The 19,021-nt window shown below is 49.1% G+C and carries 21 protein-coding genes, 5 tRNA genes and 1 pseudogene; 22 read left to right on the top strand and 5 right to left on the bottom strand.

Annotated features, from left to right (window positions below):
* The first annotated feature begins 14 nt into the window (after window positions 1-14).
* From cydB to pnuC, 17 genes are all read left to right on the top strand, one after another.
* Window positions 15-1,154 (top strand): cytochrome d ubiquinol oxidase subunit II, encoded by a 1,140-nt coding sequence (gene cydB, locus J4617_RS20650; RefSeq protein WP_000568258.1) that lies wholly within the window; start codon window positions 15-17, stop codon window positions 1,152-1,154.
* 14 nt (window positions 1,155-1,168) lie between these two features.
* Complete coding sequence (cydX, locus tag J4617_RS20655; protein WP_000270278.1) at window positions 1,169-1,282, top strand: cytochrome bd-I oxidase subunit CydX; 114 nt, start codon at window positions 1,169-1,171, stop codon at window positions 1,280-1,282.
* Complete coding sequence (gene ybgE, locus J4617_RS20660) at window positions 1,282-1,575, top strand: cyd operon protein YbgE (protein ID WP_000148790.1); 294 nt, start codon at window positions 1,282-1,284, stop codon at window positions 1,573-1,575. Before cydX ends, ybgE begins: the two co-directional genes overlap by 1 nt.
* A 228-nt stretch (window positions 1,576-1,803) precedes the next feature.
* On the top strand, window positions 1,804-2,208 hold the full coding sequence (ybgC, locus tag J4617_RS20665; RefSeq protein WP_001046240.1) for a tol-pal system-associated acyl-CoA thioesterase: 405 nt from the start codon (window positions 1,804-1,806) through the stop codon (window positions 2,206-2,208).
* Window positions 2,205-2,897, top strand: coding sequence for a Tol-Pal system protein TolQ (gene tolQ, locus J4617_RS20670; RefSeq protein WP_000131318.1), 693 nt, complete (start codon window positions 2,205-2,207; stop codon window positions 2,895-2,897). Before ybgC ends, tolQ begins: the two co-directional genes overlap by 4 nt.
* Before the next feature lie 3 nt (window positions 2,898-2,900).
* Complete coding sequence (gene tolR / locus J4617_RS20675) at window positions 2,901-3,329, top strand: colicin uptake protein TolR (protein WP_000124676.1); 429 nt, start codon at window positions 2,901-2,903, stop codon at window positions 3,327-3,329.
* A 64-nt stretch (window positions 3,330-3,393) separates the two neighbouring features.
* Window positions 3,394-4,572 carry a cell envelope integrity protein TolA gene (gene tolA / locus J4617_RS20680; RefSeq protein WP_000030589.1) on the top strand — a complete coding sequence of 393 codons (1,179 nt, stop codon included), beginning with the start codon at window positions 3,394-3,396 and terminating at the stop codon, window positions 4,570-4,572.
* Window positions 4,573-4,695: 123 nt separating this feature from the next.
* A complete protein-coding gene (tolB, locus tag J4617_RS20685) occupies window positions 4,696-5,988 on the top strand; it encodes a Tol-Pal system beta propeller repeat protein TolB (protein WP_001562341.1) in 1,293 nt (430 codons plus the stop codon).
* Window positions 5,989-6,022: 34 nt separating this feature from the next.
* Window positions 6,023-6,547 (top strand): peptidoglycan-associated lipoprotein Pal, encoded by a 525-nt coding sequence (pal, locus tag J4617_RS20690; protein WP_001176621.1) that lies wholly within the window; start codon window positions 6,023-6,025, stop codon window positions 6,545-6,547.
* 9 nt (window positions 6,548-6,556) lie between these two features.
* A complete protein-coding gene (gene cpoB, locus J4617_RS20695) occupies window positions 6,557-7,345 on the top strand; it encodes a cell division protein CpoB (protein WP_000097552.1) in 789 nt (262 codons plus the stop codon).
* Between the two features lie 164 nt (window positions 7,346-7,509).
* Window positions 7,510-7,585 (top strand) — tRNA-Lys (locus J4617_RS20700).
* A 136-nt stretch (window positions 7,586-7,721) separates the two neighbouring features.
* Window positions 7,722-7,797: transfer RNA gene (locus tag J4617_RS20705), tRNA-Val, on the top strand.
* A gap of 3 nt (window positions 7,798-7,800) precedes the next feature.
* Window positions 7,801-7,876, top strand: a tRNA-Lys gene (locus J4617_RS20710).
* A 139-nt stretch (window positions 7,877-8,015) separates the two neighbouring features.
* A tRNA-Lys gene (locus tag J4617_RS20715) sits at window positions 8,016-8,091 on the top strand.
* 134 nt (window positions 8,092-8,225) lie between these two features.
* A tRNA-Lys gene (locus J4617_RS20720) sits at window positions 8,226-8,301 on the top strand.
* A 448-nt stretch (window positions 8,302-8,749) separates the two neighbouring features.
* On the top strand, window positions 8,750-9,793 hold the full coding sequence (gene nadA / locus J4617_RS20725) for a quinolinate synthase NadA (RefSeq protein ID WP_000115343.1): 1,044 nt from the start codon (window positions 8,750-8,752) through the stop codon (window positions 9,791-9,793).
* A gap of 24 nt (window positions 9,794-9,817) precedes the next feature.
* Window positions 9,818-10,537: a nicotinamide riboside transporter PnuC gene (gene pnuC, locus J4617_RS20730; protein ID WP_000345361.1), complete on the top strand. Its 720-nt coding sequence runs from the start codon at window positions 9,818-9,820 to the stop codon at window positions 10,535-10,537.
* Here the strand turns inward: pnuC and zitB are convergent.
* Together zitB and J4617_RS20740 are read right to left on the bottom strand one after the other, a co-directional pair.
* Window positions 10,534-11,472, bottom strand: a complete 939-nt coding sequence (gene zitB, locus J4617_RS20735) for a CDF family zinc transporter ZitB (RefSeq protein ID WP_000951250.1) — start codon at window positions 11,470-11,472, stop codon at window positions 10,534-10,536. The genes pnuC and zitB overlap by 4 nt on opposite strands.
* 110 nt (window positions 11,473-11,582) lie before the next feature.
* Window positions 11,583-11,969: a YbgS-like family protein gene (locus J4617_RS20740; protein ID WP_000784380.1), complete on the bottom strand. Its 387-nt coding sequence runs from the start codon at window positions 11,967-11,969 to the stop codon at window positions 11,583-11,585.
* Between the two features lie 319 nt (window positions 11,970-12,288).
* Between J4617_RS20740 and aroG the strand changes: the two genes are divergently transcribed.
* Window positions 12,289-13,341, top strand: a complete 1,053-nt coding sequence (gene aroG, locus J4617_RS20745; protein WP_001109233.1) for a 3-deoxy-7-phosphoheptulonate synthase AroG — start codon at window positions 12,289-12,291, stop codon at window positions 13,339-13,341.
* A gap of 93 nt (window positions 13,342-13,434) precedes the next feature.
* Here the strand turns inward: aroG and J4617_RS20750 are convergent, their stop codons facing one another.
* Both J4617_RS20750 and J4617_RS20755 read right to left on the bottom strand, forming a co-directional pair.
* Window positions 13,435-13,980 carry a FumA C-terminus/TtdB family hydratase beta subunit gene (locus J4617_RS20750; RefSeq protein ID WP_000970374.1) on the bottom strand — a complete coding sequence of 182 codons (546 nt, stop codon included), beginning with the start codon at window positions 13,978-13,980 and terminating at the stop codon, window positions 13,435-13,437.
* A 14-nt stretch (window positions 13,981-13,994) separates the two neighbouring features.
* Window positions 13,995-14,840 (bottom strand): fumarate hydratase, encoded by an 846-nt coding sequence (locus J4617_RS20755; RefSeq protein WP_000086831.1) that lies wholly within the window; start codon window positions 14,838-14,840, stop codon window positions 13,995-13,997.
* 129 nt (window positions 14,841-14,969) lie between these two features.
* Between J4617_RS20755 and J4617_RS20760 the strand changes: the two genes are divergently transcribed.
* Window positions 14,970-15,860: a LysR family transcriptional regulator gene (locus tag J4617_RS20760; protein ID WP_000405927.1), complete on the top strand. Its 891-nt coding sequence runs from the start codon at window positions 14,970-14,972 to the stop codon at window positions 15,858-15,860.
* Here J4617_RS20760 and J4617_RS20765 read toward each other — a convergent pair whose 3' ends face one another.
* Window positions 15,861-16,844 carry a LysR family transcriptional regulator gene (locus J4617_RS20765; RefSeq protein WP_000282119.1) on the bottom strand — a complete coding sequence of 328 codons (984 nt, stop codon included), beginning with the start codon at window positions 16,842-16,844 and terminating at the stop codon, window positions 15,861-15,863. It abuts the gene before it with no gap.
* 222 nt (window positions 16,845-17,066) lie between these two features.
* Here J4617_RS20765 and J4617_RS20770 point away from each other — a divergent pair, with 222 nt between their 5' ends.
* The 3 genes and pseudogenes from J4617_RS20770 to J4617_RS20780 all read left to right on the top strand — a co-directional run.
* The gene (locus J4617_RS20770) at window positions 17,067-18,335 is read left to right on the top strand and encodes an SLC13 family permease (protein WP_000074129.1); all 1,269 of its coding nucleotides are present in this window, start codon (window positions 17,067-17,069) and stop codon (window positions 18,333-18,335) included.
* A 49-nt stretch (window positions 18,336-18,384) separates the two neighbouring features.
* Window positions 18,385-18,630, top strand: coding sequence for an oxaloacetate decarboxylase subunit gamma (locus J4617_RS20775; protein WP_022544642.1), 246 nt, complete (start codon window positions 18,385-18,387; stop codon window positions 18,628-18,630).
* Between the two features lie 15 nt (window positions 18,631-18,645).
* A pseudogene (locus tag J4617_RS20780) lies at window positions 18,646-19,021 on the top strand (oxaloacetate decarboxylase); the annotation flags it as partial.

Here is a 19,021-nt window from a genome sequence, read left to right on the forward strand (position 1 = left end):
ACAGGAGTCGTCAAATGATCGATTATGAAGTACTACGTTTTATCTGGTGGCTGCTGGTTGGCATTTTGCTAATTGGTTTCGCCGTCACCGATGGGTTCGACATGGGGGTGGGGATGCTCACCCGTTTCCTCGGTCGTAACGACACCGAACGTCGAATTATGATTAACTCTATCGCCCCGCACTGGGACGGTAACCAGGTGTGGTTGATCACCGCGGGCGGTGCGTTGTTTGCTGCCTGGCCGATGGTTTACGCCGCGGCGTTCTCCGGTTTCTATGTAGCGATGATCCTGGTGCTGGCGTCTTTGTTCTTCCGTCCGGTCGGTTTTGATTACCGTTCCAAGATTGAAGACCCGCGCTGGCGCAACATGTGGGACTGGGGCGTGTTCATCGGTAGCTTTGTGCCGCCGCTGGTGATTGGCGTGGCCTTTGGCAACCTGTTGCAGGGCGTACCGTTCCATGTAGATGAGTATCTGCGTCTGTACTACACCGGTAACTTCTTCCAGTTGCTGAACCCGTTTGGTCTGCTGGCGGGTATCGTAAGCGTAGGGATGATCATCACGCAGGGGGCGACTTACCTGCAAATGCGCACCGTTGGCGAACTGCACCTGCGCGCGCGCGCCACCTCGCAGATTGCGGCGCTGGTGACATTAGTGTGCTTTGCGCTGGCGGGCGTTTGGGTAATGTATGGTATTGATGGTTATGTCGTGACATCCGCGATTGACCATCATGCCGCCTCTAACCCGCTGACTAAAGAAGTGGCGCGTGAAGCTGGCGCCTGGCTGGTGAACTTTAATAATGCTCCGATCCTGTGGTTGGTTCCGGCTCTGGGCGTGGTTCTGCCGCTGCTGACTATCCTGACTTCCCGTATGGAGAAAGGCGCGTGGGCATTCCTGTTCTCTTCGCTGACCCTGGCCTGCATTATTCTGACGGCGGGTATCGCTATGTTCCCATTTGTGATGCCGTCCAGCACGATGATGAATGCCAGCCTGACCATGTGGGATGCGACATCCAGCCAGATGACGCTGAACCTGATGACCTGGGTTGCGGCGGTGTTCGTACCGATCATTCTGATCTACACCAGCTGGTGTTACTGGAAAATGTTCGGTCGTATCACTAAAGAACATATTGAAAGCAACACCCACTCTCTGTACTAAGTAAGGAGCTTAAAATGTGGTATTTCGCATGGATTCTGGGAACGCTTCTTGCCTGTGCATTCGGGATCATTACCGCCCTGGCGCTTGAGCACGTTGAAGCGGGTAAAACCGGTCAAGAAGAAAGCTAATGACCCATATTATCGCAAAACTGTATGCGGTAATGGACAAGCGCCCGTTAAGGGCGCTTTCCTTCGTGATGGCGATAGTGCTGGCAGGATGTATGTTCTGGGACCCGTCACGGTTTGCCGCCAGGACCAGCACGCTTGAAATCTGGCACGGATTATTGCTGATGTGGGCGGTTTGCGCAGGCATAATCCACGGCGTGGGTTTTCGCCCTGAATCCGTACACTGGCAAGGGATTTTTTGTCCGCTCCTTGCGGATATCGTCCTTATCGTCGGCCTGATTTTCTTCTTCTTGTGAATAAGAAACCTCCTTAAAAATATAGGGGCTTGCATAAGCCCATATATTTTTACTCTCCCTTAACTTCCCCCCATTCCCAAGCCTCATTCCCACGCGTATAGTAGCAACGTTTAAAAGCTCTACTTTTGTTGCATTACCGGGATGTAAAGTGAATACAAGGCGATATACAACGGCATTCTTGAGGCATTACGGCGGCAAGCGGATGACGCCAATAAAGAGGCTGCAGGGATGAATAAGTATATGTTTCGATGGCCAATTCGAGTTTATTACGAAGACACGGACGCCGGCGGTGTGGTTTATCACGCCAGCTATGTCGCTTTTTATGAAAGAGCGCGCACGGAGATGCTGCGTCACCATCACTTCAGCCAACAGGTGCTGCTGGCGGAGCGGGTCGCCTTTGTGGTGCGCAAGATGACGCTGGAATACTATGCGCCTGCGCGGCTCGACGATATGCTTGAAGTTCAAACAGAAATTACGTCAATGCGTGGCACCGCTTTGGTTTTCACGCAACGCATTGTCAACGCAGAGAACACGCTGCTAAATGAAGCAGAGGTTCTGATTGTTTGCGTTGATCCACTCAAAATGAAGCCTCGTGCGCTTCCTAAGTCTATTGTCGCGGAGTTTAAGCAGTGACTGACATGAATATCCTTGATTTGTTCCTGAAGGCAAGCCTTCTGGTTAAACTTATCATGTTGATTTTGATTGGTTTTTCAATAGCATCCTGGGCCATCATTATCCAGCGAACGCGTATCCTGAACGCCGCTGCGCGTGAGGCGGAAGCGTTTGAAGATAAATTCTGGTCCGGAATCGAACTATCGCGTCTGTACCAGGAAAGCCAGGGGAGACGCGATAGTCTGTCGGGCTCGGAACAAATCTTTTATAGCGGGTTCAAAGAGTTTGTCCGGCTCCATCGCGCCAACAGCCATGCGCCGGAGGCAGTGGTAGAGGGGGCGTCGCGTGCGATGCGCATCTCCATGAACCGAGAGTTGGAAACGCTGGAAACGCATATCCCGTTTCTTGGCACGGTAGGCTCTATCAGTCCTTATATCGGTCTGTTTGGCACCGTATGGGGGATTATGCATGCGTTTATCGCCCTGGGCGCGGTGAAACAGGCGACTCTGCAAATGGTTGCGCCGGGTATTGCCGAAGCATTGATTGCCACGGCGATTGGTCTGTTTGCCGCTATCCCTGCGGTTATGGCTTACAACCGACTGAATCAGCGCGTGAACAAGCTGGAACTGAATTACGACAACTTTATGGAAGAGTTCACCGCGATTCTGCACCGCCAGGCGTTTACCGTAAGCGAAAGCAACAAGGGGTAAGCCATGGCCAGAACGCGTGGACGAGGTCGTCGCGAACTTAAGTCCGAAATCAATATCGTACCGCTACTCGACGTACTGTTGGTGCTGCTGCTGATCTTTATGGCAACCGCGCCGATCATTACCCAGAGCGTGGAAGTCGACTTACCGGAGGCGAATCAGTCGCAGGCGGTCAGTAGTAACGACGATCCACCGGTCATTATTGAAGTTTCCGGAGTAGGGCAATACAGCGTAGTGGTTGATAAAGATCGAATGGATCAACTGCCGTCTGAACAGGTGATCGCAGAAGTAAAGCGTCATCTGCAGGCTAATCCGAAAACAGTCTTTTTAATCGGCGGCGCGAAAGAGGTGCCGTACGATGAAATAATTAAAGCGCTGAACTTGTTACACAGCGCGGGCGTAAAATCGGTTGGCTTAATGACGCAGCCAATCTGAAGTCTGCGTCCCGTTGGCTTGAAAGACGGCGAGTAACAGGCGAACAGTTTTTTGGGAACCGAGAGTGTCAAAGGCAACCGAACAAAACGACAAGCTCAAACGGGCGATAATTATTTCAGCCGTGCTGCATATCATCTTATTTGCAGTGCTGATCTGGAGTTCGTTTGATGAGCATATAGAGGCTTCTGCCGGCGGCGGCGGTGGTTCCGCTATCGACGCGGTGATGGTCGATCCTGGCGCCGTTGTGCAGCAGTACAACCGTCAGCAGGATCAACAGGCCAGCGCCAGACGCGCGGAAGAAGAGCGTAAAAAGCTGCAACAGCAGCAAGCAGAGGAGTTGCAGCAGAAGCAGGCTGCCGAACAGGAGCGGTTGAAACAACTTGAGAAAGAACGTTTAGCGGCTCAGGAGCAGCAAAAGCAGGCTGAAGAAGCGGCAAAACTGGCGCAACAGCAGCAGCAACAGGCCGAAGAAGCGGCGAAAGCGGCGGCGGACGCGAAGAAGAAAGCGGAGGCCGAGGCGGCGAAAGCGGCGGCGGACGCGAAGAAGAAAGCGGAAGCCGAGGCGGTAAAAGCGGCAGCGGACGCGAAGAAGAAAGCGGAAGCCGAAGCGGCGAAAGCGGCGGCGGACGCGAAGAAGAAAGCAGAGGCCGAAGCGGCGAAAGCGGCGGCGGAGGCGAAGAAGAAAGCGGAAGCCGAAGCGGCGAAAGCGGCGGCGGAGGCGAAGAAGAAAGCGGATGCCGAGGCGGCGAAAGCGGCGGCGGAGGCGAAGAAGAAAGCGGATGCCGCGGCGGCGAAAGCAGCGGCGGACGCTAAGAAGAAAGCGGCTGCCGAAAAAGCGGCCGCCGCAGAAGGCGTCGACGATCTGCTTGGCGATCTCAGCTCGGGTAAGAATGCGCCGAAAACCGGCGGCGGCGCGAAAGGGAATGGTCAGCCATCGAAAGATAGCGGTACATCGGGCGCTAACGGTGGGGCGACAGGCGCTGATATCAGCGCCTACGCGAAACAGATTCAGGTCGCCATTCAGAGCCGTCTGTATGATGCGAGCCTGTATCAGGGCAAACAATGTGTCTTGCATATTAGCCTGGCGCCGGATGGCTCATTAAAAAGCATTACGTCTGAGGGCGGCGATCCGGCGCTTTGTCAGGCGGCGTTAATGGCGGCAAAAACCGCGAAAATTCCTAAACCGCCAAGCCAGGCTGTTTATGAGAAAATAAAGGATGCCAAACTAGACTTTAAACTGTAGATACTTTTCTTTATGGAAGTTAGAGCAGTTGAGTTGTTACTGGTCCTGGTGGTTTTGTGTATTTGAGTTTGTTAACATTCTGCTAAATTATCGTGGGTCGCAGGCCCAGGTATGGGAGATATGATGAAGCAGGCATTACGAGTAGCATTTGGTTTTCTGATGCTGTGGGCGGCGGTGCTGCACGCAGAAGTCCGTATCGAGATCACCCAGGGGGTGGACTCGGCGCGACCGATTGGCGTTGTGCCTTTTAAATGGGCCGGACCGGGCGCTGCGCCTGAAGATATCGGTGGCATCGTGGCGGCAGATTTACGCAATAGCGGTAAATTTAATCCGTTAGACCGGTCCCGACTGCCGCAGCAGCCAGCCACCGCTCAGGAAGTTCAGCCTACCGCATGGTCTGCGCTGGGTATTGATGCCGTCGTCGTTGGACAGGTCACGCCGAATCCGGACGGTTCCTACAATGTTGCTTATCAGCTGGTTGACACTGGCGGCGCGCCGGGTACCGTACTGGCGCAAAACTCTTATAAAGTGAACAAGCAGTGGCTGCGTTATGCAGGCCATACCGCCAGTGACGAAGTCTTTGAAAAACTGACGGGCATTAAGGGCGCGTTCCGTACTCGTATCGCCTATGTGGTACAGACTAATGGCGGTCAGTTCCCGTATGAACTGCGTGTGTCGGATTACGATGGTTACAATCAGTTTGTGGTGCACCGTTCTCCGCAGCCGTTGATGTCTCCGGCGTGGTCTCCGGACGGCTCAAAACTGGCTTACGTGACATTTGAAAGCGGTCGCTCCGCGCTGGTTATCCAGACGCTGGCAAACGGCGCAGTGCGTCAGGTTGCGTCCTTCCCGCGTCACAACGGCGCGCCGGCCTTCTCGCCGGATGGGACGAAACTGGCGTTCGCGTTATCGAAAACCGGAAGTCTGAACCTGTACGTTATGGATCTCGCCTCCGGTCAGATTCGTCAGATAACGGACGGCCGTAGCAACAATACGGAGCCGACCTGGTTCCCGGACAGCCAGACTCTGGCCTTTACCTCTGACCAGGCTGGACGTCCGCAAGTGTATAAAATGAACATTAACGGCGGTGCGGCGCAGCGTATTACCTGGGAAGGTTCGCAAAACCAGGATGCGGATGTCAGCAGCGACGGTAAATTTATGGTAATGGTAAGCTCAAATAACGGGCAGCAGCACATTGCCAAACAAGATCTGGTGACGGGTGGCGTACAGGTTCTGTCGTCAACGTTCCTGGATGAAACGCCAAGTCTGGCACCTAACGGCACGATGGTAATCTACAGCTCTTCTCAGGGGATGGGATCTGTGCTGAATTTGGTTTCTACAGATGGGCGTTTCAAAGCGCGTCTTCCGGCAACTGATGGTCAGGTGAAATCGCCTGCCTGGTCGCCGTATCTGTGATAATAATTAATTGATTACTAAAGGAATTAAAGAAATGCAACTGAACAAAGTGCTGAAGGGCCTGATGATTGCCCTGCCTGTTATGGCAATCGCGGCATGTTCTTCCAACAAGAACGCCAGCAATGACGGTAGCGAAGGCGGTATGCTGAACGGCGCCGGCACTGGTATGGACGCTAACGGCAACGGCAACATGTCATCTGAAGAGCAAGCGCGTCTGCAGATGCAGCAGCTGCAGCAGAACAACATCGTTTACTTCGATCTCGACAAGTACGATATCCGTTCTGACTTCGCGGCAATGCTGGATGCGCACGCTAACTTCCTGCGTAGCAACCCGTCTTACAAAGTCACCGTAGAAGGTCACGCGGACGAACGCGGTACGCCGGAGTACAACATCTCCCTGGGTGAGCGTCGTGCTAACGCCGTTAAAATGTACCTGCAGGGTAAAGGCGTTTCCGCTGACCAGATCTCCATCGTTTCTTACGGTAAAGAAAAACCTGCCGTACTGGGCCACGACGAAGCGGCTTACGCTAAGAACCGTCGCGCTGTACTGGTTTACTAAGAGAATTGCATGAGCAGTAACTTCAGACATCACCTGTTGAGTCTGTCGTTACTGGTTGGCATAGCGGCCCCCTGGGCCGCTTTTGCTCAGGCGCCAATCAGTAGTGTCGGCTCAGGCTCGGTCGAAGACCGCGTCACTCAACTTGAGCGTATCTCTAACGCTCACAGCCAGCTTTTAACCCAACTTCAGCAGCAGCTCTCCGATAATCAGTCCGATATCGATTCTTTGCGCGGCCAAATCCAGGAAAATCAGTATCAACTGAATCAGGTGATGGAGCGCCAGAAGCAAATTATGCTGCAGCTGGGGAGCTTAAATAATGGCGGCGCAGCGCAGCCAGCAGCTGGTGACCAGAGCGGGGCGGCAACCACTGCGACCCCCGCCCCGGATGCCGGTACGGCAACCTCAGGGGCGCCGGTACAAAGTGGCGATGCGAATACCGATTACAATGCGGCAATTGCGCTGGTGCAGGATAAGTCTCGCCAGGATGATGCGATTGTGGCGTTTCAGAACTTCATCAAGAAATACCCTGATTCTACTTATCAGCCGAACGCCAATTATTGGCTGGGCCAGTTGAATTACAACAAGGGTAAAAAAGATGACGCCGCCTATTATTTCGCCTCGGTAGTAAAAAACTATCCTAAGTCGCCGAAGGCTGCGGACGCGATGTACAAAGTTGGCGTTATCATGCAGGACAAAGGTGATACGGCAAAAGCGAAAGCGGTTTATCAGCAGGTGATTAACAAATATCCTGGCACTGATGGCGCGAAACAGGCGCAAAAGCGTCTTAACGCGATGTAATGCGTACCATGCGACCAGAAAACGCCTTTTTTCTGGTCGCGTCGTGCGATTCCTAAGCAGTTGAGCCCTCTGCGTCGAAATTTTTGTTGCGCTCAAATCTGAAATCAGTAATATATGCCGCCGTTGCCACGGGATATTAAACAACTCGAAAGCAACGTAAAAGTGGGTCGTTAGCTCAGTTGGTAGAGCAGTTGACTTTTAATCAATTGGTCGCAGGTTCGAATCCTGCACGACCCACCAATCGTTCGGTGGAAACGAGAATAAAACGTGAAGGATAACGTTGCGTCAGCAACGGCCCGTAGGGCGAGGCAAAGCCGAGTCATCCTGCACAACCCACCACTAACTTCGGTTAGTCAGTAATATCCAGCGTAGTATCGGGTGATTAGCTCAGCTGGGAGAGCACCTCCCTTACAAGGAGGGGGTCGGCGGTTCGATCCCGTCATCACCCACCACTCGGGTCGTTAGCTCAGTTGGTAGAGCAGTTGACTTTTAATCAATTGGTCGCAGGTTCGAATCCTGCACGACCCACCAATTTAACATCAAACTCAGATGTTGAACGTGAAGGATAACGTTGCGTCAGCAACCTGTAGGGCGAGGCGAAGCCGAGTCATCCTGCACGACCCACCATCTTTAGATGGTCCGAGTAAAATCTTTCAGGCAGCACCCGTATGGGTCGTTAGCTCAGTTGGTAGAGCAGTTGACTTTTAATCAATTGGTCGCAGGTTCGAATCCTGCACGACCCACCAATATACAAGGTGGTAACTGGTAGAGAACGTGAAGGATAACGTTGCTTTAGCAACGGCCCGAAGGGCGAGGCGAAGCCGAGTCATCCTGCACGACCCACCATCCTGAATGATTGAAGCAGTAACCCTTATCCAAGGGGTCGTTAGCTCAGTTGGTAGAGCAGTTGACTTTTAATCAATTGGTCGCAGGTTCGAATCCTGCACGACCCACCAATGTAAAAAAGCGCCCTAAAGGCGCTTTTTTGCTATCTGCGATTTATAAGATTCGAACCTGCCGCAGGTCCGGGTCTCACGCAGTGAGACAACGGAGCCGTTTACGGCGACGGCCCGAAGGGCGAGCGAAGCGAGTCATCCTGCACGACTCATCAATGTAAAAGAGGGCGCTGGCGGCGCCTTTTTGCTATCTGCAATATGAAGATTCGAACCTGCCGCAGGTTCGGGTCTTGCCTGATGCGCTGCGCTTATCAGGCCTACAGACGGCACCGCTCACGTAGGCCAGATAAGACGTTACGTCGCCATCAGATACGGGGCTACTTAATTATTGTGACTTTCCTTATTGAATCAGCTATCTTGTTTAGCATATAAAACAAATTAACCGATTGTGGCGTTTATTACGCTTTCATTCGGTTGTTTCGTTAAGTCAGTAAAACGAGAAGCCACGATGAGCGTAATGTTTGACCCACAAGCCGCAATCTACCCGTTCCCGCCGAAACCAACGCCGTTGAACGACGATGAAAAGCAATTTTATCGTGAGAAAATCAAGCGGTTGCTCAAAGAGCGCAATGCCGTCATGGTGGCGCACTATTACACCGATCCGGAAATTCAACAGTTGGCAGAAGAAACCGGCGGCTGTATTTCCGACTCGCTGGAAATGGCCCGTTTCGGCGCGAAGCACGCCGCATCCACGCTGCTGGTAGCGGGCGTACGGTTTATGGGGGAAACCGCCAAAATCCTCAGCCCGGAAAAAACCATTCTTATGCCTACCCTGGCGGCGGAATGTTCGCTGGATTTAGGCTGCCCAATAGACGAATTTAGCGCTTTTTGTGATGCGCATCCTGACAGAACCGTAGTGGTCTATGCTAACACCTCGGCTGCTGTTAAAGCGCGTGCGGACTGGGTTGTGACCTCCAGTATCGCCGTAGAACTGATTGAGCATCTGGATAGTTTGGGGGAAAAAATTATCTGGGCGCCGGACAGACACCTGGGGAATTACGTGCAAAAACAGACCGGGGCCGATGTACTGTGTTGGCAAGGGGCGTGTATCGTGCATGACGAGTTTAAAACCCAGGCGTTGACCCGTTTAAAAAAAATCTATCCCGATGCCGCTCTTCTGGTTCACCCTGAATCGCCGCAGTCCATTGTCGAGATGGCCGATGCGGTGGGCTCCACCAGTCAGCTTATTAAGGCGGCAAAAACGCTGCCGCACAGACAGCTTATCGTGGCGACCGATCGCGGCATCTTCTACAAAATGCAGCAGGCGGTGCCTGAAAAAGAACTGCTTGAAGCGCCCACGGCTGGCGAGGGGGCGACCTGCCGTAGCTGCGCGCACTGTCCGTGGATGGCGATGAATGGCCTGAAAGCCATTGCTGAAGGGCTGGAGCAGGGAGGCGCGGCGCATGAAATACAGGTTGATGCGGCGCTACGCGAGGGCGCATTACTGCCGCTCAACCGGATGCTGGATTTTGCGGCTACACTTCGGGCGTAAAGACGGAAATCTTTGGGGGAGAGAATGGATTTTTTTAGTACGCACAACATACTGATTCATATTCCGATTGGCGCTGGCGGGTACGATCTCTCGTGGATCGAAGCGGTAGGAACCATCGCCGGCCTGCTCTGTATTTGGCTTGCCAGTCTGGAGAAGATCAGCAACTACTTTTTTGGACTGGTTAACGTTACCCTGTTTGCGATTATTTTCTTTCAGATCCAGCTTTATGCCAGCCTGTTGCTGCAACTCTTTTTCTTTGCCGCCAATATTTATGGCTGGTATGCGTGGTCGCGGCAAACAAAGGATAATGAGGCCGAGCTTAAAATACGCTGGCTGCCGTTGCCAAAAGCAATGGCATGGCTGGCGATATGTGTGATAGCTATCGGTTTGATGACGCGATATATCGATCCCGTATTCGCCGTCCTGACGCGCGTGGCCGTCGCCATTATGCAGATGCTGGGGTTACAGGTGACAATGCCTGTACTGCAACCGGACGCTTTCCCGTTCTGGGACTCTTGCATGATGGTGCTGTCTATCGTGGCGATGATTTTGATGACACGCAAATATGTCGAAAACTGGCTCCTGTGGGTGATAATCAACGTAATCAGTGTGGTGATTTTTGCTTTGCAGGGCGTCTATGCGATGTCGCTGGAATATCTGATCCTGACATTTATCGCCGTGAACGGTAGTCGCCTGTGGATAAACAGCGCGCGGGAGCGAGGATCGCGCGCGCTTTCCCGTTAATGGTGATGAACATGCCCGGATGGCGTCTGATTCAGATGACAGTCCGGGCCGTGACACACTTGATACTCCATCTGAATCGTAGCGTGCGCAATATGGTATTCGTGCATCAGGAAATCCTGGATACGTTCCAGCAGCGCATCATGGTCGTGTGGCGGAATGACCTGAGCGTGCAATGTCATGACCGGTTTTTCGCCGACCATCCAGACATGCACATGGTGTACGTTGCGGACTTCGGGGATTTCCCGGCTTAAATGGCGCTGTAAGGCATTAATATCCAGTGAAACCGGCGCGCCTTCCAGCAATTCGTTGACGCTATCTTTTAACAAACGCCAGGCGCTGCGTAGTACCAGTACCGAAACCAGAATAGAGAGAATCGGGTCCGCTGGCGTCCAGCCCGTCCAGATAATGATCAACGCGGCGACTATTGCGCCGACGGAACCCAGCAAATCGCCCATCACATGTAGCGCGGCAGCGCGCACGTTCAGGTTTTTTTCATCGCTTCCCCGATGGAGTATCCAGAACGCAAACAGGTTCGCCAGCAGACCCGCGACCGCAATCACCATCATCAGATTGCCCGCCACCGGACGTGGCGTGTAAAAGCGCTCTATCGCTTCCCAGACAATGAGAAGGGTAATGACCACCAACGCAATGGCATTCACAAAGGCCGCCAATGTGGTGAGTCTTAGCCAGCCAAAAGTGTGGCGAACAGTCGGGGGGCGACGGGAAAATTGAACCGCCAGCAGCGCAAAGAGAAGAGCCGCCGCGTCGGTGAGCATATGTCCCGCATCCGCCAACAACGCCAGAGAGCCGGAGAGTATCCCGCCCACCACCTCAAGGAGCATAAATCCGGCAGTGACGATAAAGGCGAAAAGCAGGCGACGAGCATTATTATCTTTCGGCAGGTGTGAATCGGCATGAGAGTGTGAGTGCGCCATAACGTCATTCCTTTGTTATTCTCATCAATACTGTAGACATCATACTGATTTTTCGCTGACAAAATAAAAAGGAGAGCGAAAGCTCTCCCGTTATCAGACTTTTTTCTGCATTACTGTGTGGTACCGTCGGTTTTGGTATTCACGTCATTATTGACGCCATTACCGGTTTCCACTTTTTTATTAATATCCGGGCAGCGACCGTCTTTACACATGGTATTTTTATGCTCTTCATCCTTGGTCATTCCGTCATGATTCATGGTTGAACCGTCTGGATGCTGCATCGTGCTGTTAGTATTGCCGTTGGTATTGATGTCGTTGTTATTCACATCATTCGGCGCTACATTCTGGCGGGCGTCCGGGGCAACCTGACCGGCATTTGCCGCCGAGTTCGCCTGGCCATTACTGGACTGCGCGTTAGATTCAGCAGCTAACGCTGCGCCGCTGGCAAGGCCGAGGGTAGCGGTGAGTAAAAGCGTAGTCAGTTTTGTCATTTTCATAAGATGCTCCTGTTATGGTGGATATGTCGGATAACCTCTTCCAACAGTGCACGTGTCAGTCAAATCCTCAAATAAGGGATAAAAAGCGTTCGCCGCCGCGGGTTAACGCAGCAGAGAATCTTGCAATAATTCATAAACAGAGTGGTTACAGTTAAAAAGTGTAGGTTAGATCCCATTTTTCGCTACATTTGTGCGTTTTTTTCCTGAATTCCAGGATTATTCCGTTCAAAGTGTAAAAGCCCGTTTACACTATTTAATTGAAGAGATAGATTGGAGGGATTGCATTCATTGGGATAAGTACGGCAACACTGGAATAAACATGAATTATCAGAACGACGATTTACGCATTAAAGAAATCAACGAGTTATTACCTCCGGTCGCGCTGCTGGAAAAGTTTCCCGCCACGGAAAATGCAGCAAATACCGTTGCTCACGCGCGCAAAGCCATCCATAAAATTCTCAAAGGCAATGACGATCGTCTGCTGGTGGTGATCGGTCCTTGTTCAATTCATGATCCGGCAGCGGCGAAAGAGTATGCCGCCCGTTTGCTGGCGCTACGCGATGAGCTTCAAGGCGAGCTTGAAATTGTCATGCGCGTCTATTTTGAGAAACCGCGTACCACCGTCGGCTGGAAAGGGCTGATTAACGATCCGCACATGGATAACAGCTTCCAGATTAACGACGGTCTGCGTATTGCGCGCAAACTGCTGCTGGATATTAACGACAGCGGCCTGCCTGCCGCCGGCGAATTCCTCGATATGATCACGCCGCAATATCTGGCCGATCTGATGAGCTGGGGCGCCATTGGCGCGCGGACTACTGAATCCCAGGTTCATCGCGAACTGGCGTCTGGCCTCTCTTGTCCGGTCGGTTTTAAAAATGGTACTGATGGCACGATTAAAGTCGCCATTGACGCCATCAACGCCGCCGGCGCGCCGCATTGCTTCCTCTCCGTCACTAAATGGGGTCATTCGGCGATTGTGAATACCAGCGGCAACGGCGACTGCCATATCATTCTGCGCGGCGGTAAAGCGCCAAACTATAGCGCGCAACATGTTGCTGAGGTGAAAGAAGGCCTCATCAAAGCGGGACTGACGCCGCAGGTCATGATCGATTTCAGCCATGCCAACTCCTGTAAGCAATTTCAAAAGCAGATGGAGGTTTGCGCCGATGTCTGTCAGCAGATAGCGGGCGGTGAAAAAGCGATTATTGGCGTGATGGTAGAGAGTCATCTGGTAGAAGGAAACCAGAGTCTGGAAAGCGGTCAGCCGCTGACCTACGGTAAAAGCATTACTGACGCCTGTATTGGCTGGGAAGATACCGATGCGCTGCTTCGTCAGTTGTCGGCAGCGGTAAAAGCCCGTCGCGGCTAAGTTTATTTTCTATCCTGTGGTGAAGTGCAGGATAGAAAACATATCGGTCCGGTAACAGTCTACCGGACCGATATTGCCAATATTAATGTATTATTATTTGGCGTACTTAGGTACTTCCTGCTTCTGGAGGGTATTTCCTTCCGAATCAATTCCTACAATGACTCTATAGCGGTCAAAATATAACTTCTTAATGGATTCTGTTCCTAATTCTTCGTAGGCAACAATTTCTACTGATTTAACATGTTTTGTATTAATTGCAGACGCTCCTCCAATCCCGAGTAGCGAAACCCCACCGTATTTTTTACAAAGCTCAGCGACATAATCAGCACGATCGCCTTTGCCAAGAAACGCAGTTGCCCCTTGTTGAAACATCATTTCTACAAATGGGTCCATACGCGCGGCCGTTGTAGGACCGTTGGAGCCAATAGGTAAACCAGGTCTGGCAGGGCAGGGGCCAGCATAGTAAATCGTTTGGTTTTGAAAATCGACTGGTGATTTTTCTCCGTTACTAAGCGCTACTTCGATTTTTTTATGCGCGGCGTCACGGCAGGTGTAAGCAAATCCAGTGAGAAATAATATATCGCCGACCTTAAGAGTTTTCGCTTTCTCTTTAGTCAATGGTAATGTTAATTCCATCATAGCTTCTCCAGGTATTAAATGATTTCACTAGCGTGGCGGCTTGCATTACATTGGAAATTGATTGCGACTGGCAGTGCAGTGATATGGCAAGGATAGTAATCGACATGCACGCCTAACGCCGTAATACGCCCGCCCATACCTAAAGGGCCGATCCCTGTATTATTCACGGCCTCTAATAATTCAGCTTCGAGCTGGGCATAAAGTGGTTTAGCATTGAACTCACCAAGAGGGCGTAATAATGCTTTCTTCGCCATCCACGAACAGTGATCCATTGTACCGCCAACGCCGATACCAATAATATAAGGAGGGCATGGATTGCCTCCTACACGACGGACAGTTTCCAGAACAAAATCTTTTATACCATCAATACCATCGCCGGGAAGCAATGTTTTAAAAGTTCCCATATTTTCGCTACCGCCGCCCTTTGGCATAACGGTAATTGTCACTCGGTCACCATCAACAATTTCAGTATGTAAAATTGCAGGAGTATTATCATTAGTATTAATACGTTCTAATGGATCTGCAACCATGGATTTTCTTAAGTATCCATTTTCATAGCCCTGGCGAACACCCTGGTTCACCTGATCTTTAAGCGGCTTACCTTCCCAGCATACATGTTGTCCAATTTCCATTATAACGATACAAGTACCGGTATCATGGCAGCATGCAAGTTGTTCTTTTTTTGCATACTCTCCATTATCAATTAATATCTTAATGGTTTCCTTGCCGATCTTTGACTCTTCTTTATCATATGCTTTACGAAAAGAACACATGAGATTATCATCCAGTTCATAACAAGCTTTTTTTACAAGTTTTTCGATAACCGGAATGATAATTTCTGTATTTAATATACGACTCATACTCCCTCCAGTGCTATGTTGCATTGTTTTATCCATTGATCACATTTTCATGATATTCGTATTCATTGTAGGAAGGAAATATGTTATTTTTATTAAATGATAAATTTTATTTATAGTAGTGGAAAATAGATGGAAATTAGACAATTAGAATATTTTGTAAGCGCTTCTTTGTTAGGTAACTTAACCAGAGTTGCTGAGCGGCATTTTGTTTCTCAACCTAATATCACCATTGCTATTAAGAAGTTAGAGACTGAATTAGGGGTGACATTATTTGATAGAAAGAAAAATAAACTTGTCCTTACTGAGGAGGGCATGTTTTTCTTACAAAAAATTGAACCTATCCTTATTGCGTTAAAAAATAGCGTAGCGGAAATGAAAGATTATCGTAATGAAAATGGTGGCATAGTAACTTTGGGGATCCCACCGATGATAAGTTTGTTTCTTTTTTCACCGCTCTTCAAGCATTTCCGAGAGATTTATCCAGAGATGGAACTCTCTCTTGTTGAAGAGGGGACTTTTGGTTTACATGATAAACTTTCTGCTGGAGAGCTGGATCTTGCTATTGTTATTATTAATGACTGTCCAAAAGAATTAGTTACGGTACCATTAATGACTCAGCAGCACGTGGTATGTATGTCAGATAAACATCCCCTGGCAAAAAAGGATAGTATCGATTGGGAAGATCTACAATATGAGCCATTGATACTAATGAAAAAAGATTCCTGGCATAGAAAAACGATTATTGAAGAATGTACAAAGCGAGGAATTCATACACATATTTTTCTATCATCAAACAGGGTTCAAACCAACATAGATCTGGTTGCTAAAAATGAAGGAATTTCTTTCATTTTGGACGCTGTCGATCTTAAAGCCGAAAAAGTAATAACCAAGGCCATGACTGAGCCGACTTATGTTACGATTGGTTTGGCCTGGAAGAAAGATAAATATTTATCATATGCAACCAGAGCGTTAATTAAATTCATTGAGGATTATATTAAAGAACATTTTACAATTAAATAATTATATTTGTTCTTCAACAAAAATTTCCCATAGCTCTTCGGCATCTGGAGGCATTCTCTTGGCTGGTCTATAAAGTCTTATTTCTATGGGGACCCATAAATTGCTTTCTTTTTCCGCTGCAGTAACAATAGTTTTAGCCTCTATATCTTGCCTGGCAAGGCTTTGAGGTATCCAGGCAACACCATCGCCAGATCTGACCATTGCCAATAGTGTTGCTGCCAGATCGGCCACAAAGGCAACATTTATATTATGGGTAATTCTGTTAATAGACGCTGTATTTGCTATTATTCTTCCCAGACCTGATTGTGATGAAAAAGAAAGGTAAGGGAATTGAATCTTATTATTTATATTCCACAACGGTTTTAACGTTTCTGAGTCTGGTTTACTGAATGGAATTAATGTATCAAACCCAAGACGAATGCTCATAAAGTTATTTTTATTTAAATTTAGATGCATATGTGGGTGATGGTGACACAGCAAAAATTGTGAATCTCCCTGCCGCATCATTTTTTCGCACGCATTCAATGAGTCAGATAAAAGACGAAATGAACCAAATTTTGCAATTTTATCACTCTGTTTTAACAAATGCGGTACAAAAGAGAAAGACAAAGCATGCGTTGCTGAAAAAACAAGACTAGGTTGTTTATTACCTGCGGCCTCAAGGGTATCACTTTTCAATGTGTACAAGGAGTGGATCAGTTCGGGAAGCTGGTCTGTAAATACTTCTCCGGCCTTGGTAAGGGTGACTCCCCGTTTACTTCTTTCAAAAAGGGGCGTACCCACCCATTCTTCGAGAGATTGTATCCGACGACTAAATGCGGGTTGAGTCACATATCTTGAGGCAGACGCTTTTGAGAAATTCAACGTTTCTTTTAGAGCCAGACAGTCTTCGAGCCATGTTAGTTCGAGGTGATGCCGATATTGCATAAGCTGCAACCTTATTAGCATTGGATGAGTTTCATTTATATAAGTAGCATTATACACAGACAGATTTTAAGAGGAAATTATTTGATTAAACAGAAACAAAAGCAGTAAGAATATGTTATGCCTTTGTCGGGTAAGTGTTGTTATTTATGTGAGTGTATTCTTTCTCAATAGAAATTAATTAGATGTAATTTTAGTATAACATGTGATTTATGCTTGTTGCAGTTGTATTCATGACTGTAATGAGTTGTTTTTGTACCCTAATAATATAAGGACGTATACATGTCACCAGCGATTATTACTTTGTTGGTTTTAGTGGTTGCAATAATTATCTTTGTTAGCGATCGTCTTCCTATGGGATTAGTTGCATTTATGGTCCCAATGGCACTTTATTTTACGGGTGTTATCGATGCTAAGGATATTTTTGCTTCAATCGTAAATGCGAATGTTATTCTTATCGTCGCCATGTGTGTACTCGGTGCGGCATTTTTTAAAACAGGTTTGGCATGGCAATCAAGTAAAATTTTACTAAAATATGCTAAAACAGAAAGAAGCCTTAGTGTATTGATTTTTCTTATTGGTGGAGTTATGTCTGCCTTTGTTTCTAATAGCGGAACAGTTGCTGTGCTAATTCCTATTGTTTTAGGTATTGCCGCCAGTAGTCAGATTAAGCCTATTAAACTTCTTATGCCTCTGGTTTTTGGGGCAACAATCGGTGCTGATATTTCTATTATCGGTTCGCCAGGAAATCTGATTGCTAAAAATACTATTGAAACTTTTAGTAAGGGAAGTCTGTCGGTGCCATTTTTCGAATACGCTAAAATTGGTATTCCTTTGCTGATTGCATGCTCTATATTTCTCTATTTCTTCGGTTCAAAACTCATCGCAGATCGTGATGGAAATACACAATCTGATTCTCAAATGGATTATAGCCAAATTCCGGCCTGGCATAGAAATTTAACTTTAGCCGTTTTTATTCTGTCTATCGCTGGAATGGTGGCAACTGATTATATTAAGTTTCTGCCTCCAATGCATATTATTGCGTGTTGTGCGGCTATTGTTCTTGTATTTGCTGGCGTTTTGACACAAAAGGAAACTTTTAATTCTTTTGAAACACTAACTGTTTTCATGCTTGCGTTTATGATGCCTTTAGGAGCCGCGCTTAATTCTACTGGTGCTGGAGAAATGATTGCTAATGCCGTTATTTCAGTAACCGGAGATTCTGGCGTTATGATTATTATGGCGTCATTGTGGATACTTACATGGGCTTTGACTCAAGTTATGAGTAACACTGCAGCATGTACGTTGTTATGCCCGGTAGGATGGACTATCGCACAGTCTATTGGCGCAGACCCTCGTGCAGTTGTTATTGCTGTTTTTATTGCGAGTAGTGTTGCTGTTTGTACCCCAATGGCTATTCCAGCAAACTCAATGATTATTGGCCCGGGGAATGTTAAATTTAAAGATTTCTTAAAACCCGGATTGGCGATTAGTTTGGTTTGTTTTATCGTTAGTATGATTTTACTACCGGTATTTTATCCATTCTATTAATGCCTGATATTACTTTTCTATTTTAGATTATTAAATTTGAGACTTTATTATGAATAGTTCGGTGCTATTAGGTGAAGGCTTCACCCTGATGTTCCTCGGCATGGGGTTCGTGCTGGCGTTTCTGTTCCTGCTGATTTTCGCCATCCGCGGCATGTCCGCCGCCGTCAACCGTTTCTTCCCTGAACCGGCTCCGGCGCCAAAACTGGCACCTGCCGCCGCCGCGCCCGCGGACGACTTTGCCCGCCTCAAGCCGGTGATTGCCGCCGCCATTCACCATCACCGCCTTAACGCTTAATTCCCGGAGGGATCCATGACTATTGCCATTACCGACGTCGTCCTGCGTGACGCCCACCAGTCCCTGTTCGCCACCCGTCTGCGCCTTGACGATATGCTGCCGATTGCCGCCGCGCTCGACGACGTGGGCTACGGGTCGCTGGAGTGCTGGGGCGGCGCCACCTTTGACGCCTGCATCCGTTTTCTCGGCGAAGACCCGTGGCTGCGCCTGCGCGAACTGAAAAAAGCCATGCCCAAAACCCCGTTGCAGATGCTGCTGCGTGGTCAGAACCTGCTCGGCTACCGCCACTACGCCGATGATGTGGTGGAGCGCTTCGTTGAGCGGGCGGTGAAAAACGGCATGGATGTGTTCCGCGTTTTCGACGCCATGAACGACCCGCGTAATATGAAGG

Source organism: Salmonella sp. 32010601201800023SM (genome assembly GCF_017572235.1).
Lineage (GTDB): Bacteria > Pseudomonadota > Gammaproteobacteria > Enterobacterales > Enterobacteriaceae > Salmonella > Salmonella enterica.